The organism is Chryseobacterium sp. FG46 (assembly GCF_057809135.1).
Genome location: NZ_JBMDJJ010000013.1, coordinates 56,466 through 70,676 on the forward strand (window position 1 = coordinate 56,466; position 14,211 = coordinate 70,676).

The window sequence follows — 14,211 nt, forward strand, 5'->3', positions numbered from 1 at the left end:
TCATGGGATCAAGAAAACAAGATAGTTCAATCGCAAGAAAAGAAGCTAACAAAGACGTTGTAAAAGCTTCATTAAATAATTGCCCGTCTTCTCCAAGAAAAATGAGATTAGTTGCTGATATCATTAGAGGAGAGCAGGTAGACAAAGCACTTTATATCCTAAAATATTCTAAGAAGGATGCTTCTAACAAGTTAGAGAAATTACTTCTTTCTGCTATGGCTAACTGGCAAGTAAAAAACGAAGGTGCTGACATCGAGGAAGCAAACCTTATCGTTAAAGAAATATTTGTGGATAGTGCAAGACAATTGAAGAGACTAAGACCAGCTCCACAAGGTAGAGGGTATAGAATCAGAAAAAGATCTAACCACGTTACATTAATCTTAGGTAACAAAGAAAATTAATCAAGGTATGGGACAGAAGACAAATCCAATTGGTAACAGATTAGGTATCATCAGAGGATGGGATTCTAACTGGTTTGGTGGAAACGATTATGGAGACAGAATCGCTGAAGACTACAAAATCAGAAGATACCTTGAAGCTAGATTATCTAAAGGTGGTATTTCAAAAATTTATATTGAAAGAACTTTAAAATTAGTTACAGTAACTATTACTACTGCTAGACCGGGACTTATCATCGGGAAAGGAGGTCAGGAAGTTGATAAATTGAAAGAAGAGTTGAAGAAATTGACTGGTAAGGATATTCAAATCAACATTTTCGAAATCAAAAGACCTGAATTAGACGCTGTACTGGTTGCTGATAGTATTTCTAAGCAAATTGAAAACAGAATTTCTTACAGAAGAGCTGTTAAAATGGCAATGGCAAGTACTATGAGAATGGGTGCTGAAGGTATCAAAGTTCAAATCTCCGGTAGATTAAACGGAGCTGAGATGGCAAGATCAGAATCTTTCAAAGAAGGAAGAATTCCATTGTCAACTTTCAGAGCTGATATCGATTACCACTGGGCAGAAGCTCACACTACTTACGGTAGACTTGGGGTAAAAGTTTGGATCATGAAAGGTGAAGTTTACGGTAAAAGAGAACTTTCTCCACTAGTGGGACAACAGAAAAAAGGAGGTCAGTCAGACAGAGGAAACAGAGGAGGAGACAGAGACAACAGAAGACCTAGAAAAAACAACAACAATAACAATAATAATTAAAATTTTAGATTAGAAATTTTGAATTTTAAATTACCGTTACTTTTTTAAAATAAAAAAAATCTAAAATCTAAAATCTAAAATCTAAAATTTAGAAATTATGTTACAACCAAAAAGAACCAAATTCCGTAGAGTTCATAAGATGAAGATGAAGGGGAATGCCCAGAGAGGTAGTCAACTTGCATACGGAACTTTTGGGATCAAAGCAACAGAAGGAGCTTGGATCACTGCAAGACAGATTGAAGCAGCTCGTATCGCTGCGACAAGATATATGAAGAGAGAAGGTCAACTATGGATCAAAATCTTCCCGGATAAGCCAATTACTAAAAAACCAGCGGAAGTACGTATGGGTAAAGGTAAGGGTGCTGTTGAATATTGGGTAGCTGTAGTAAAACCAGGTAAAATTATGTTCGAAGTTGGAGGAGTTCCTTACGAAATTGCGAAAGAAGCTCTTAGACTTGCTGCACAAAAATTACCAGTAGTTACTAAATTCATCGTTGCTAACGATTTTGTTAAACCTCTTTAATCTTTGAATACAATGAAAAAAGCTGATATTAAAAATTTAAGCGCGGGTGATATTCAAGCTCAATTAACTGAAGCAAAAGCTCAATATTCTAAATTGAAATTGGCTCATGCAATCAGCCCAATTGAAAACCCGATTCAAATCAGAGATTTGAGAAAAACAATCGCTAGACTAAATACTGAGTTAACTAACAAACAATAATTTCATTTTACAATGGATAGAAATTTAAGAAAAGAAAGAATCGGAGTGGTTTCCAGCAATAAAATGGAAAAAACTATTGTTGTTAGCGAAACTACAAGAGTAAAGCACCCGATGTACGGTAAATTCGTTTTGAAAACGAAAAAATATACTGCACACGACGAGAACAACGAATGCACAGAAGGTGATACAGTTTTGATCCAAGAAACTAGACCTTTGAGCAAGAGCAAGAGATGGAGATTAGTAAGAATCATTGAAAAAGCTAAGTAATAATGTTACAAACAGAATCAAGATTAAAAGTTGCTGATAACACAGGTGCTAAAGAAGTACTAGTGATCAGAGTTCTGGGAGGAACCAGAAGAAGATATGCTTCAGTTGGTGATAAAATCGTTGTTACGATCAAGGATTCTACACCATCTGGAAACGCTAAAAAAGGTCAGGTATCTAAAGCTGTAGTAGTAAGAACTAAAAAAGCTGTAAGAAGAAAAGATGGTTCATACATCAAATTCGACGACAATGCTTGTGTATTACTAAACGCAGCGGGAGAAATGAGAGGAACGCGTGTTTTCGGACCAGTTGCTCGTGAGTTGAGAGACAAAGAATATATGAAAATCATTTCATTAGCTCCTGAAGTACTTTAATTTTAAAAATTTTTAAAAGAAATGTCAAAGTTAAAAATAAAAAGAGGAGATAACGTAATCATTACTACTGGTAAGAAAGATATCAAGGGTAAGACTGGTGAAGTTATTGAAGTGATCAAGAAAGAAGGTAGAGACCCAAGAGTAATCGTTGCAGGACTTAACATCGTTAAAAAACACGTTAAGCCTTCAGCTTCTAATCCTCAGGGAGGAATTACTGAAAAGGAAGCTTCTATTCATATCTCAAACGTAGCTTTAGTTGGTAAAGACGGAAAAGCTATCAAAATCGGTTACAAAATCGAAGGAGATAAGAAAGTAAGAATTAACAAAAAAACGGGTGAAACTTTATAATTTGAATTAACATGGAATATATAGCAAGACCCAAAAAAGCATATAAAGAGACAATTGTTCCTGCAATGATGGAAGAATTCGGGTATAAGTCAGTAATGCAAGTACCTAAATTAGAGAAAATCGTTGTATCACAAGGTTTAGGTGATGCTACTGCAGACAAAAAAATCATTGATTATGCTGTAGAAGAGCTTACAAATATCACAGGTCAAAAAGCTGTTGGTACAATCTCTAAGAAAGACGAAGCTGCTTTCAAATTGAGAAAAGGTATGCCTGTAGGTGCAAAAGTTACTTTAAGAGGAAATCAGATGTATGAATTCTTAGACAGACTTACTGCTTCTGCTTTACCACGTATCAGAGATTTCTCTGGTATCAAAGCTGATGGTTTCGATGGTAGAGGTAACTACAACTTAGGTATTACTGAGCAGATTATCTTCCCTGAAATCGTAATTGACAAAGTGAAAAAAATCCAGGGGATGGACATCACTTTCGTTACTACTGCGAAAACAGATAAAGAAGCTAAAGCATTATTAACTCACTTCGGTTTACCATTTAAAAAGAACTAAGAAATGGCTAAAGAATCAATGAAAGCGCGTGAGCGCAAAAGAGAAGCACTAGTTGCTAAATACGCTGCTAAAAGACAAGCTCTTAAAGAAGCTGGTGATTACGAAGGACTTCAAAAATTGCCTAAAAATGCTTCTCCTGTAAGATTACACAACAGATGTAAACTAACAGGTAGACCAAGAGGATACATGAGAACGTTCGGTATTTCCAGAGTAACTTTCAGAGAAATGGCAAACAACGGTCTTATCCCAGGGGTAAGAAAAGCTAGTTGGTAATAATTACTAATTAAAAATCGGGACAATTAAGTTGTCAGGATACTAAAGAATAAAAATATCAGACCGAAGATTTCTGAAGTCTGATATTTTACTCTTCAAGTCTTTTCAATACTGATTGTTCTTTAACCAATAATTTATAAAAGAAAAATGGTAACAGATCCAATTTCAGATTTCCTAACAAGAGTAAGGAACGCACAAAGCGCAGGCCACAAAGTGGTGGAAATTCCTGCATCGAAAATCAAAAAGGAGATTACTAAGATCTTATTTGATCAAGGGTATATCTTAAACTACAAGTTTGAAGATAACGCTGTTCAAGGAGTGATCAAAATCGCTTTAAAGTATGATAAGCAAACTAACAAACCGGCTATCAAGTCTATCCAAAGAGCTTCTAGACCAGGTTTGAGACAGTACAAAGGTTCAGCTGAGCTTCCAAGAGTACTAAACGGTTTGGGTATTTCTATCATCTCTACTTCTAAAGGAGTAATGACTGACAAGAAAGCTAGAGAAGAGAAAGTAGGCGGTGAAGTAATCTGCTATGTTTATTAATTTTTAATCACAGGAAAATGTCAAGAATTGGTAAAGCAATTATAACAATTCCAGCAGGAGTTACAATCACTGAAAACAACGGTGTAGTAACTGTAAAAGGAGCTAAAGGAGAACTTTCTCAGGAGCTTACAGCAGGAATTACTTTAGAACAAAAAGATGGTGAACTTAACGTAAACAGACCATCTGATTCTAAACAACACAAAGCGCTTCACGGTTTATACAGAGCGTTGATCGCTAACATGATCGTTGGTGTATCAGAAGGTTTCGAAAAGAAACTAGAACTAGTAGGGGTAGGATACAGAGCTTCTCACTCAGGTCAAAAACTTGAGTTAGCTTTAGGATTCTCTCACGGTATTGTATTAGAACTTCCAAGTGAAGTAAAAGTTGATACATTGACTGAAAAAGGTAAAAACCCAATTATTACTTTAGCGTCTCACGACAAGCAACTTCTAGGAATGGTTACTGCAAAGATCCGTTCTTTCAGAAAGCCTGAGCCATACAAAGGAAAAGGTGTAAGATTCGTAGGAGAAATTGTTAGACGTAAAGCTGGTAAATCTGCTTAATAAATTATAAGTATTATGGCATTAAGTAAATTAGAAAAAAGAATAAGAATCAAAAGAAGAGTAAGAGGGAAAATCTCTGGATCTTCTGAATTGCCAAGATTATCTGTATATAAAAGTAATAAGGAAATTTACGCTCAGTTAATCGACGATAAAAATGGTAAAACTTTAGCATCAGCTTCTTCTAGAGAAAAAGGTGTAGAAGCTAAAGGTACTAAGACTGAAATTTCTGCTGCTGTTGGTAAAGCTATTGCTGCTAAAGCTATCGCTGCAGGAATCGAAAGTATTGTATTTGACAGAAACGGATTCGTTTACCATGGTAGAGTGAAAGCTCTTGCTGATGGAGCGAGAGAAGGTGGACTTAAATTCTAATCATTAAATTTCGGAAAATATGTTAGGACTAGATAATATAGAAAGAGTAAAACCGGGAGGATTAGAATTAAAAGATCGTCTCGTAGCTGTTAACAGAGTAACAAAAGTAACAAAAGGAGGTAGAGCTTTCGGATTTTCTGCTATTGTTGTAGTAGGAAACGAAGAAGGTGTTATCGGTTTCGGTTTAGGAAAATCTAAAGAGGTAGCTTCTGCAATTGCTAAAGCAGTTGAAGACGCTAAGAAAAACCTTGTGAAAGTTCCTGTAATGAACCATACCATCCCTCACCAAACTACTGCTAGATACGGTGGTGCAGATATCTTCTTAAGACCTGCTTCTCACGGTACAGGATTGATCGCCGGAGGTGCGGTAAGAGCGGTATTGGAATCTGCTGGTATTCACGATATCCTTTCAAAATCTAAAGGATCTTCTAACCCTCACAACGTGGTGAAAGCTACTTTCAAAGCGTTATTAGATATCAGAAGACCTGAAGAAATCGCTAGAATGAGAGGAATTTCTCTAAGTAAAGTGTTTAACGGTTAATAATTAAAGCAATGGCAACAATTAAAGTAAAGCAAGTAAGAAGCGCTATTGGTAGAACAAAAACCCAAAAGAGAACGCTTGAAGCATTAGGATTAAAAAAACTTCACCAAGTTGTAGAGCACGAAGCTACTCCTTCAATCTTAGGAATGATCGCTGCAGTAAGCCACTTACTTGAAGTTCAAAAATAATTTTATAAAAGAGAAATTAAAATGAATTTAAATAACATACAACCTGCTGCAGGATCTACTTTCAACTCAAAGAGAATTGGTAGAGGTCAGGGTAGCGGAAAAGGAGGTACTTCAACAAAAGGACACAAAGGTCAGAAAGCTAGAGCTGGTTATTCTCAAAAAATCGGTTTCGAAGGTGGACAGATGCCTTTACAAAGAAGATTACCTAAATTCGGATTCAAAAACGTAAACAGAAAAGAGTTTAGAGGAGTTAACCTTGATACTATTCAAACTTTAATCGAGAACAAATCCATCACTGGAGATATCACGAAAGAAGTTTTAGTAGCAAACGGGATAGTTTCTAAAAACGAATTAGTGAAAATTATGGGTAGAGGAGAATTGAAATCTGCGGTTTCAATCTCTGCTGACAAATTCACTAAATCTGCTGAAGAGCTTATTGCTAAGGCAGGTGGAAAAGCAATTACCTTATAATACTTACTAATGAAAGAATTTATACAAACACTTAAAAATATTTGGAGTCTTAAAGAACTTAGAGATAAAATTCTCTTTACTTTAGGTATTATCCTTGTGTATAGATTCGCATCTTATATCTCGCTTCCTGCAATTAACCTTGCAGAGGTGGGAGATCTCTTAGAGCATTATAAAAATCAAGGCGGTAACAAGCAAGGAGCAGGTCTCCTTGGCTTGCTTTCGTCGTTTACGGGGGGAGCTTTCAGCCACGCTTCCGTAATGGCGTTGGGAATCATGCCTTATATTTCTGCTTCTATTATTGTTCAGTTGATGGGGATGGCTATTCCTTATCTTCAGAAGCTTCAGAAAGATGGAGAGTCAGGTAGAAATACATTGAACCAAATTACAAGATGGTTAACAATTGGAGTTTGTCTGGTACAGGCACCTTCTTACTTAACTTCTATTACTCAATTATTCTTACCATATGCTCAGTTCCAGTCTGCATACTATGTAGAGCCAAATTCAATCATGTTCTGGTTGCCAAGTATTGTTATTTTGGTTGCCGGTTCAGTATTCGCAATGTGGCTGGGTGAAAAGATTACCGATAAAGGAATCGGAAATGGTATCTCTATCCTTATTATGGTGGGGATTCTTTCAAGATTACCTGAGGCATTCGTACAGGAGATGGCCGTGCAGAACGGAAAAGGAGGAATGGGATCTATCATGATCCTTATTGAAGTATTATTCTGGATGTTGGTAGTTCTTTTAGCAGTAATCTTATCAGTAGCTGTTAGAAAAATTCCAATTCAGTATGTAAGCAGAGCTCAAGCAAGAGGAGGTGTAAACAGAAATCTTATGCAGGGAGCAAGACAATGGATTCCATTGAAAGTAAATGCTGCTGGTGTAATGCCGATTATCTTTGCTCAGGCACTGATGTTCGTACCAGGACTATTAACAAAATTCGATGAGTCTAATACTTTTCTTGCAGGTTTCAAGAATGTTTTTAGCTGGCAGTACAACGTATTGTTTGCGCTATTAATTATTATCTTCTCGTTTTTCTATACTGCAATTACAATCCCGGTAAACCAAATGGCTGATGATTTGAAGAGAAATGGAGGTTTAGTACCGAAAGTAAGACCAGGAAAAGAGACGGCTGATTATTTAGATGATATTTTATCAAAAATTACCTTGCCAGGTGCAATATTTTTATCTATCTTTGCAATCCTTCCGGCAATTGTGCACGGAACCTTTGTTCAGACAGATGCGTTTGCCCTATTTTTCGGGGGAACGTCACTATTAATTATGGTGGGTGTAATTTTAGATACAGTTCAACAGATTAATACATATCTGCTGAACCATCATTATGATGGCTTAATGCAGTCTAAATTATCAAGAACGACTGGATATTAATTTATGGCAAAACAAAAACATATTGAACAAGACGGCGTTATAACGGAAGCACTTTCGAACGCTCAGTTCCGTGTAGAACTAGAAAATGGGCATATTCTTATCGCTCATATTTCTGGTAAAATGAGAATGCATTATATTAAACTTTTACCTGGTGATAAGGTGAAACTAGAAATGTCTCCTTATGATTTATCAAAAGGGAGAATCACATTTAGATATTAAACAAATGCCAAATGGAGTCTTAGGATTTCCATTTGGCTATTGTTAAAAAATAAATACTATCAAAATGAAAGTAAGAGCATCAATTAAAAAAAGAAGCGCTGATTGCAAAATCGTACGCAGAAAAGGTGTACTATTCGTAATCAACAAGAAGAACCCAAAATTTAAACAAAGACAAGGTTAATTAAATTATGGCGAGAATTGCAGGTATTGATTTACCAAAAAACAAAAGAGGAGTTATCGGTTTAACTTACATCTATGGAGTTGGAAGAAGTACTTCTTCTGAAATCCTTAAAGCTGCCGGTATCAGCGAAGACAAAAAAGTCAACGAATGGAATGACGATGAATTGGCTGCAATCAGAACTTATATCTCAGAAAACGTAAAAGTAGAAGGAGAATTAAGATCTGAAGTGCAATTGAACATTAAGAGATTAATGGACATAGGATGCCAACGAGGAATACGTCACAGACTTGGATTACCTTTAAGAGGCCAGAGAACGAAAAACAACTCTAGAACCCGAAAAGGAAAGAGAAAAACTGTTGCTAACAAGAAAAAAGCTAGTAAATAATCGTTAGGAATTATGGCAAAACAAACTAAAGTAGTTAAGAAAAGAAAAGTAAAAGTTGAAGCTATTGGTGAAGCTCATATTCAGGCTTCTTTCAATAACATCATCATTTCTTTAACAAATAAAAACGGAGAGGTTATCTCTTGGGCTTCTGCCGGTAAAATGGGTTTCAGAGGTTCTAAAAAGAATACTCCATTTGCTGCTCAGATGGCAGCTGAAAATTGCTCTGCTGTAGCTCACGAAGCTGGTTTAAGAAGAGTAAAGGTGTTTGTGAAAGGACCAGGTGCAGGTAGAGAATCTGCTATCAGATCTATCCACAATTCAGGAATTGAAGTTAGCGAAATCATTGATGTGACTCCTATGCCACACAATGGATGTAGACCACCAAAAAGAAGAAGAGTTTAATTTTTAGAATTTACCCATTATGGCAAGATATATTGGACCTAAAACTAAGATTGCTAGAAAGTTTGGTGCTGCAATCTACGGAGATGATAAAAACTTCGAAAAAAGAAAAAACCAACCGCCAGGACAACACGGTCCTAACAAAAGAAGAGGTGCTAAAAAATCAGAATATGCAGTTCAGTTGGCAGAAAAACAAAAAGCTAAATATACTTACGGTATTTTAGAAAGACAGTTTGCTAACTTATTTGACAAAGCACACAGAAGTAAAGGTGTAACAGGGGAAGTTCTATTACAACTTTGTGAATCAAGATTGGATAACGTAGTATACAGATTAGGTTTTGCTAAAACAAGATCTGGAGCTAGACAATTGGTTTCTCACAGACACATCACTGTGAACGGAGAGATTCTTAACATCCCTTCTTACTTGGTAAAAGCTGGTGATGTAATCACTGTAAGAGAAAAGTCTAAGTCTCTTGAAGTTGTTACCAATGCATTGGCTTCTAAGTCAAACTATGAGTGGTTACAATTCAACGATGAGAAGAAAGAAGGAACTTTCATTTCTGCTCCTGAAAGAATCCAGATTCCGGAGGACATTAAGGAAAACCTTATCGTCGAACTTTACTCTAAATAATTTTTTAATCAAATTTTTGCTCAACCCAATAATATGGCAATTTTACAATTCATAAAACCCGATAAAGTAATTTTACTTAACTCTGATGAATTTAAAGGTCAATTTGAATTCAGACCTTTAGAACCAGGTTTCGGGCTTACAATCGGTAATGCTTTGAGAAGAGTGTTGCTTTCTTCTCTGGAAGGATACGCTATTTCATCTATCAAAATAGAAGGTGTAGAGCACGAATTTTCAACTATTCCAGGAGTAATCGAAGACGTTACCGAAATTATTCTAAACCTTAAGCAGGTAAGATTAAAAGCTGCAGCAGAAGGCCAGGCTAACGAGCAGGTTGTTGCTAAAGTTTCAGGTCAAACGGTTATTACTGCTGGTGATTTAGGAAAGTCTATCAACGGATTTGAGGTTTTAAACCCGGATTTGGTGATCTGCAACCTAAACAGTGATGTAACTTTCGAAATTACTTTCAATATTGAAAAAGGTAGAGGGTATGTTCCTTCTGAACAAAATAAATCAAACAATGCTCCTGTAGGAACTATTGCAATTGACTCTATTTTTACGCCGATCAAGAAAGTACAATATAGCATTGAAAATTATCGTGTAGAGCAAAAAACAGACTACGAAAAACTTGTATTAGATATAGAAACTGACGGGTCTATCAGCCCTCAGAATGCTTTAACTGAAGCTTCCAAGATATTAATTTATCACTTCATGTTATTCTCTGATGAGAGAATCACGCTTGAAACTGAAGCTGTAAAAGCATCTATCCAGTACGATGAAGAAACTCTTCACACAAGACAACTTCTTAAGTCTAAATTAGCAGATATGGATCTTTCTGTAAGAGCCCTTAACTGTCTGAAAGCAGCTGAAGTAGAAACTCTTGGAGAATTGGTTTCTTACAGTAAGTCTGATTTGATGAAATTCAGAAATTTTGGTAAAAAATCTTTGACAGAACTAGAAGAATTAGTGCATTCAAAAGGTCTTAACTTCGGTTTCGACGTTGCAAAATATAAGTTAGACGCTGATAAATAATTAATAATGAGACACGGTAAAAAATTCAATCACTTAGGAAGAACAGCTTCTCACAGAAGTGCTTTACTTTCTAATATGGCTTGTTCTCTAATTGAGCATAAAAGAATCAACACTACTGTAGCTAAAGCTAAAGCTTTAAGAGTATATGTTGAGCCTCTATTAACAAAAGCAAAAGAAGATACTACACACAACAGAAGAGTAGTATTCTCTTACCTTCAAAATAAATTTGCGGTTGCTGAATTATTCAGAACTGTAGCTCCTAAAATCGCTGAAAGAAACGGTGGTTATACAAGAATCATCAAGACAGGATTCAGACCAGGTGATGCTGCTGATACTGCTCTTATCGAATTAGTAGATTTCAACGAGCTTTACAACCCGAATGCAGAGGAGAAAAAAGCTACAAGAAGAAGCAGAAGATCATCTGCTGCACCTAAAAAAGCTGAAGCAGTAGTTGCTGAAGCTCCTGCAGTAGAAGAGAAAGTAGAAGAAGCTAAAGCTGATACTACTGAAGAAAAAACTGAAGAGTAATATTCATTCAGATATACATAAAAACCATCCGTTTTCGGATGGTTTTTTTATTTTCCATAATATGGATAAAAGCTATATTGAGAAACAATGAGGATGGTACCTGATAAAATGTCCCTCAATATTGAAGGACATTTTTATTTAGATTTTTGTTCTTTTCAGCTCAATAATATTATTACCCTGTTCAAGGTGAAGACTGTCTCCTTTTACCCTTGCAGTCATATCATCTTTTTTGTAAATCGTTTCATCACCTTTAGTTTCTGATTTAGGTAATGTAAATGTTTTCTTATTGCTGGTAATGGCTACTGTACTTTCCTTCGGATCATTTTTGAATACTACCTTTACTAACGTTCCGTCTGTAGCTTTATAAACAAAATCTGTTTTCTCAGTCTTCTGACCGTTGATATCTACTGTCGAGGAGCTTTGGGTTACAGAATCTATTTTTCCGTTATGGTCTGTAACCACAGTTTCTGAACTTTCTGTTTTGATCACACTTTTGTTTCCGCTTTCACTTTTTTTACAGCTCACTACCGCTAGTGCCAGTACAGCACTTAGTGCTAAAAGACTTTTTTTCATGATTATATTATTTGATATTCAATATGATTTTATACTTTAATTTTACAAAAATCATGCCTTACAATATGAGAAATTTTAACCGATATTCATGCTATTTCTTTTGTTTTTCTCTTTGAATACTAGGCTTAGCAAAAAGAAAATTTTTAAATTAAAGAGAGGCAGTTCTTCTTATCCAATGAAAAAAATTCGGAAGATATTGGAATATTACAGCAGGTCATCAGTAAGCACTTTACATTCCTGGAATATGGTTTAAGAAAGGTAAGAACCGGATTCAGATCTTTGAGTGGATCAAATTCCATAATACAATAAGCCGTATTAATTAGTAAATTTTTAATCATATTGTGAAATAATTGTTAATTTAAAGCGATTTATTGTTTCTTATTCGTTTTTATTTTTAATTTATTGTGAAATATTTAGATTAATCTTGTTTTTAAAGTGAAAAAATGATTAAATTTAGTAAAAACTAAAAGACTGAACCATAACTTCAAACTCAAACTCTAATATTACACAAAGGTGTAATTGATTTCAAATTGTTTTCTGTTGAAATTTGCTTCAAACAAACAAAGTCATGAGCATTTCCATAGCCATAGTAGAAGACGAAAAAAACTACAACAATGCGTTGAAGAAGGTAATCAATTATCAGAAGGATATGAAAGTAATTGCTCAGTTCTTTGATGGCAATGATGCCATAACGAATTTGCCTGATATTTCTCCTGATGTTGTGATGATGGATATCCAGTTACAGGATATGCTCGGAATCGAAATCATAGAAAAATTACGAAAAGAAATGCCCGATACACAGTTTATTATGTGTACCAGCTTTGATGATGATGAAAAGATCTTTAATTCTTTAAAAGCTGGGGCTATGGGATATCTTGTAAAAGGTGAAAGTATGGATAAAATTCTTTCTTCCATACGGGATGTATATCATGGTGGTGCACCTATGAGTTTTTCCATTGCAAGAAGAGTATTGAACCATTTCGAAAAAAAACTTCCGGAAATAAAAGGCTTTGATGAACTTACCGAACGTGAAAAGGAAATTCTTGAGCTTCTTTCACAGGGACTTCTCTACAAAGAGATCGCAGATCAGAAATTCATCAGCATTGATACCGTGAAAAAACACGTAGGAAATATTTACAGAAAACTTCACGTAAACAACAAAGTGGAGGCAGTCAATAAATTTAATCAATCAAAAAACTAAGAAATTATGGGAAAAAATGAAAATCAGTTAGAAATTCTAAGTATTGCATCTCAAAAATTATTTGGAGAAGATTTTTTTTCTCCTAATAAAGAATTGACAGAAGAGGAGATAATCGTTAGAGATTTCATAGAAAGGCATCGAGATAAAAATCGATATAAAATTAGAGTTCAAGAGCCAATACCTGATTATATAGTATTTGAAGACAATATGAATTTCCTTTCTAAATTGCCTAACGATGTATGTGATCTCTATTTAGACTTCCCTGTATTTAGCCAAAAGGTGAAATATTATGAAGCTTTAGGATTTGATGAAATATATTTTTCATTTGTAGAATTAAATGATACTTTATTAAGCAATATATCTAATTCTGATGACAAAGACGCTCTTGCTAAATTTAAAAACGAACTTTATATCATTGTAAAATTTAAGAAAACATCCAATAATACTGTGATAAATTATTTTTTATTTAATGTTCGTTATGCAGAACGTGATTCAAAACTTATCTCAGACAAAATGATAAATGATTTCGGCAAAACAACAACTGCTCTTAAGCTTAAAAATATTTCGAAGAATAATTACCTTACTTGTGAAATTAAATATGATTTGGTAAAAGTTTCAAGATATATGGACACGTTAAATAAATATTGCCATGATTTTAATACAGATATTATTAAGATTGGATTTACATATTGCCTAGGAGAAAAACCATCTGCAAAAGATACTAAGGAAGCATTTTACTTAGTTTCCCTCCCGATAGATCATAGAGGATCTCTAAGCTTTTTTCCATATTATGATCAAGGAAGTCTAGAGCCATAAAATGCTTATTACAGCCTACTATATAATTTCTTTTATTGTTTTGATAAAAGGAATCATAGTTTTGAGAGGAAGAAAATTGTCCTCTCAAGACTATTTTTTGTTGTATTTAATAGTCAATTTTGCTGTAGATTTTTTTTCAGAAATTAATCTTATTTCAACTAAATCAATTCAGTATAATTATCTGAATTTTTTCAATAGCTTTTATTTTATCATCTTTTATTTCAGGTACATTAAAAATAAGAAGATAGCGGTTGTAGTATCCATAGTAGTTGTAATAGCTATACTCCTGAATATTGAGCTTTTTTATGTTGATAAGTATAATCTGAATATTGCGATTACCTATTGTGTTATCAATATACTACAGGTATTATATTGGTGCAGTTATAAACTAAACAATATCAGTGAATCAAAAATTACGGAAGATCCCGTCTTTTGGATTTCAACTTCGATACTTTTATGGAGCTGTTTTTTTCTTTTCAGA

26 protein-coding genes are annotated in these 14,211 nt (G+C 34.7%); 25 read left to right on the forward strand and 1 reads right to left on the reverse strand.

What is annotated here, in order from left to right; translation table 11 throughout:
- The first annotated feature begins 2 nt into the window (after nt 1–2).
- The 23 genes from rplV (at nt 3) to rplQ (ending at nt 11,140) form a co-directional block, all read left to right on the forward strand.
- Entirely contained in the window at nt 3–401 is a 399-nt protein-coding gene (gene rplV, locus ACODR7_RS11515) for a 50S ribosomal protein L22 (RefSeq protein WP_002983214.1), read from the forward strand.
- A gap of 7 nt (nt 402–408) precedes the next feature.
- Nucleotides 409–1,158, forward strand: coding sequence for a 30S ribosomal protein S3 (rpsC, locus tag ACODR7_RS11520; RefSeq protein WP_034694675.1), 750 nt, complete (start codon nt 409–411; stop codon nt 1,156–1,158).
- A gap of 97 nt (nt 1,159–1,255) precedes the next feature.
- Complete coding sequence (gene rplP, locus ACODR7_RS11525) at nt 1,256–1,681, forward strand: 50S ribosomal protein L16 (protein ID WP_034694677.1); 426 nt, start codon at nt 1,256–1,258, stop codon at nt 1,679–1,681.
- Between the two features lie 12 nt (nt 1,682–1,693).
- On the forward strand, nt 1,694–1,879 hold the full coding sequence (rpmC, locus tag ACODR7_RS11530; RefSeq protein ID WP_027381309.1) for a 50S ribosomal protein L29: 186 nt from the start codon (nt 1,694–1,696) through the stop codon (nt 1,877–1,879).
- A 12-nt stretch (nt 1,880–1,891) separates the two neighbouring features.
- A complete protein-coding gene (rpsQ, locus tag ACODR7_RS11535) occupies nt 1,892–2,146 on the forward strand; it encodes a 30S ribosomal protein S17 (RefSeq protein WP_027371715.1) in 255 nt (84 codons plus the stop codon).
- A 2-nt stretch (nt 2,147–2,148) separates the two neighbouring features.
- Nucleotides 2,149–2,517: a 50S ribosomal protein L14 gene (gene rplN / locus ACODR7_RS11540; protein WP_002983226.1), complete on the forward strand. Its 369-nt coding sequence runs from the start codon at nt 2,149–2,151 to the stop codon at nt 2,515–2,517.
- Nucleotides 2,518–2,538: 21 nt separating this feature from the next.
- A complete protein-coding gene (gene rplX / locus ACODR7_RS11545; protein ID WP_047427597.1) occupies nt 2,539–2,865 on the forward strand; it encodes a 50S ribosomal protein L24 in 327 nt (108 codons plus the stop codon).
- 11 nt (nt 2,866–2,876) lie between these two features.
- The gene (gene rplE / locus ACODR7_RS11550) at nt 2,877–3,428 is read left to right on the forward strand and encodes a 50S ribosomal protein L5 (RefSeq protein WP_034694682.1); all 552 of its coding nucleotides are present in this window, start codon (nt 2,877–2,879) and stop codon (nt 3,426–3,428) included.
- Nucleotides 3,429–3,431: 3 nt separating this feature from the next.
- A complete protein-coding gene (gene rpsN, locus ACODR7_RS11555) occupies nt 3,432–3,701 on the forward strand; it encodes a 30S ribosomal protein S14 (protein ID WP_002983233.1) in 270 nt (89 codons plus the stop codon).
- Between the two features lie 147 nt (nt 3,702–3,848).
- Entirely contained in the window at nt 3,849–4,247 is a 399-nt protein-coding gene (gene rpsH / locus ACODR7_RS11560) for a 30S ribosomal protein S8 (protein ID WP_002983236.1), read from the forward strand.
- A gap of 17 nt (nt 4,248–4,264) precedes the next feature.
- On the forward strand, nt 4,265–4,810 hold the full coding sequence (rplF, locus tag ACODR7_RS11565) for a 50S ribosomal protein L6 (RefSeq protein ID WP_076596995.1): 546 nt from the start codon (nt 4,265–4,267) through the stop codon (nt 4,808–4,810).
- Between the two features lie 15 nt (nt 4,811–4,825).
- Nucleotides 4,826–5,179, forward strand: coding sequence for a 50S ribosomal protein L18 (gene rplR / locus ACODR7_RS11570; protein WP_488839124.1), 354 nt, complete (start codon nt 4,826–4,828; stop codon nt 5,177–5,179).
- Between the two features lie 19 nt (nt 5,180–5,198).
- The gene (gene rpsE, locus ACODR7_RS11575) at nt 5,199–5,720 is read left to right on the forward strand and encodes a 30S ribosomal protein S5 (protein WP_002983245.1); all 522 of its coding nucleotides are present in this window, start codon (nt 5,199–5,201) and stop codon (nt 5,718–5,720) included.
- 11 nt (nt 5,721–5,731) lie between these two features.
- Nucleotides 5,732–5,908: a 50S ribosomal protein L30 gene (rpmD, locus tag ACODR7_RS11580; protein ID WP_029297759.1), complete on the forward strand. Its 177-nt coding sequence runs from the start codon at nt 5,732–5,734 to the stop codon at nt 5,906–5,908.
- A 21-nt stretch (nt 5,909–5,929) separates the two neighbouring features.
- Nucleotides 5,930–6,379: a 50S ribosomal protein L15 gene (gene rplO, locus ACODR7_RS11585; RefSeq protein WP_034694692.1), complete on the forward strand. Its 450-nt coding sequence runs from the start codon at nt 5,930–5,932 to the stop codon at nt 6,377–6,379.
- A 9-nt stretch (nt 6,380–6,388) separates the two neighbouring features.
- On the forward strand, nt 6,389–7,768 hold the full coding sequence (gene secY / locus ACODR7_RS11590) for a preprotein translocase subunit SecY (protein ID WP_062673613.1): 1,380 nt from the start codon (nt 6,389–6,391) through the stop codon (nt 7,766–7,768).
- A gap of 3 nt (nt 7,769–7,771) precedes the next feature.
- Nucleotides 7,772–7,987 carry a translation initiation factor IF-1 gene (infA, locus tag ACODR7_RS11595; protein ID WP_027381317.1) on the forward strand — a complete coding sequence of 72 codons (216 nt, stop codon included), beginning with the start codon at nt 7,772–7,774 and terminating at the stop codon, nt 7,985–7,987.
- A gap of 64 nt (nt 7,988–8,051) precedes the next feature.
- The gene (rpmJ, locus tag ACODR7_RS11600; protein WP_007839480.1) at nt 8,052–8,168 is read left to right on the forward strand and encodes a 50S ribosomal protein L36; all 117 of its coding nucleotides are present in this window, start codon (nt 8,052–8,054) and stop codon (nt 8,166–8,168) included.
- Nucleotides 8,169–8,175: 7 nt separating this feature from the next.
- Nucleotides 8,176–8,553, forward strand: a complete 378-nt coding sequence (rpsM, locus tag ACODR7_RS11605) for a 30S ribosomal protein S13 (protein WP_002983260.1) — start codon at nt 8,176–8,178, stop codon at nt 8,551–8,553.
- A gap of 12 nt (nt 8,554–8,565) precedes the next feature.
- Complete coding sequence (gene rpsK, locus ACODR7_RS11610; RefSeq protein WP_002983263.1) at nt 8,566–8,955, forward strand: 30S ribosomal protein S11; 390 nt, start codon at nt 8,566–8,568, stop codon at nt 8,953–8,955.
- Nucleotides 8,956–8,974: 19 nt separating this feature from the next.
- The gene (rpsD, locus tag ACODR7_RS11615) at nt 8,975–9,583 is read left to right on the forward strand and encodes a 30S ribosomal protein S4 (RefSeq protein ID WP_076596994.1); all 609 of its coding nucleotides are present in this window, start codon (nt 8,975–8,977) and stop codon (nt 9,581–9,583) included.
- Nucleotides 9,584–9,616: 33 nt separating this feature from the next.
- Entirely contained in the window at nt 9,617–10,612 is a 996-nt protein-coding gene (locus ACODR7_RS11620) for a DNA-directed RNA polymerase subunit alpha (protein WP_047376582.1), read from the forward strand.
- A gap of 6 nt (nt 10,613–10,618) precedes the next feature.
- The gene (rplQ, locus tag ACODR7_RS11625; RefSeq protein ID WP_066695984.1) at nt 10,619–11,140 is read left to right on the forward strand and encodes a 50S ribosomal protein L17; all 522 of its coding nucleotides are present in this window, start codon (nt 10,619–10,621) and stop codon (nt 11,138–11,140) included.
- 138 nt (nt 11,141–11,278) lie between these two features.
- Here the strand turns inward: rplQ and ACODR7_RS11630 are convergent, their stop codons facing one another.
- Nucleotides 11,279–11,713, reverse strand: a complete 435-nt coding sequence (locus ACODR7_RS11630) for a hypothetical protein (RefSeq protein ID WP_488839125.1) — start codon at nt 11,711–11,713, stop codon at nt 11,279–11,281.
- Nucleotides 11,714–12,281: 568 nt separating this feature from the next.
- On the opposite strand from ACODR7_RS11630, the gene ACODR7_RS11635 reads away from it, so the two are divergent.
- Together ACODR7_RS11635 and ACODR7_RS11640 are read left to right on the forward strand one after the other, a co-directional pair.
- Complete coding sequence (locus ACODR7_RS11635) at nt 12,282–12,914, forward strand: response regulator (protein WP_488839126.1); 633 nt, start codon at nt 12,282–12,284, stop codon at nt 12,912–12,914.
- Between the two features lie 6 nt (nt 12,915–12,920).
- Entirely contained in the window at nt 12,921–13,730 is an 810-nt protein-coding gene (locus ACODR7_RS11640; protein ID WP_488839127.1) for a hypothetical protein, read from the forward strand.
- Nucleotides 13,731–14,211 lie beyond the last annotated feature (481 nt).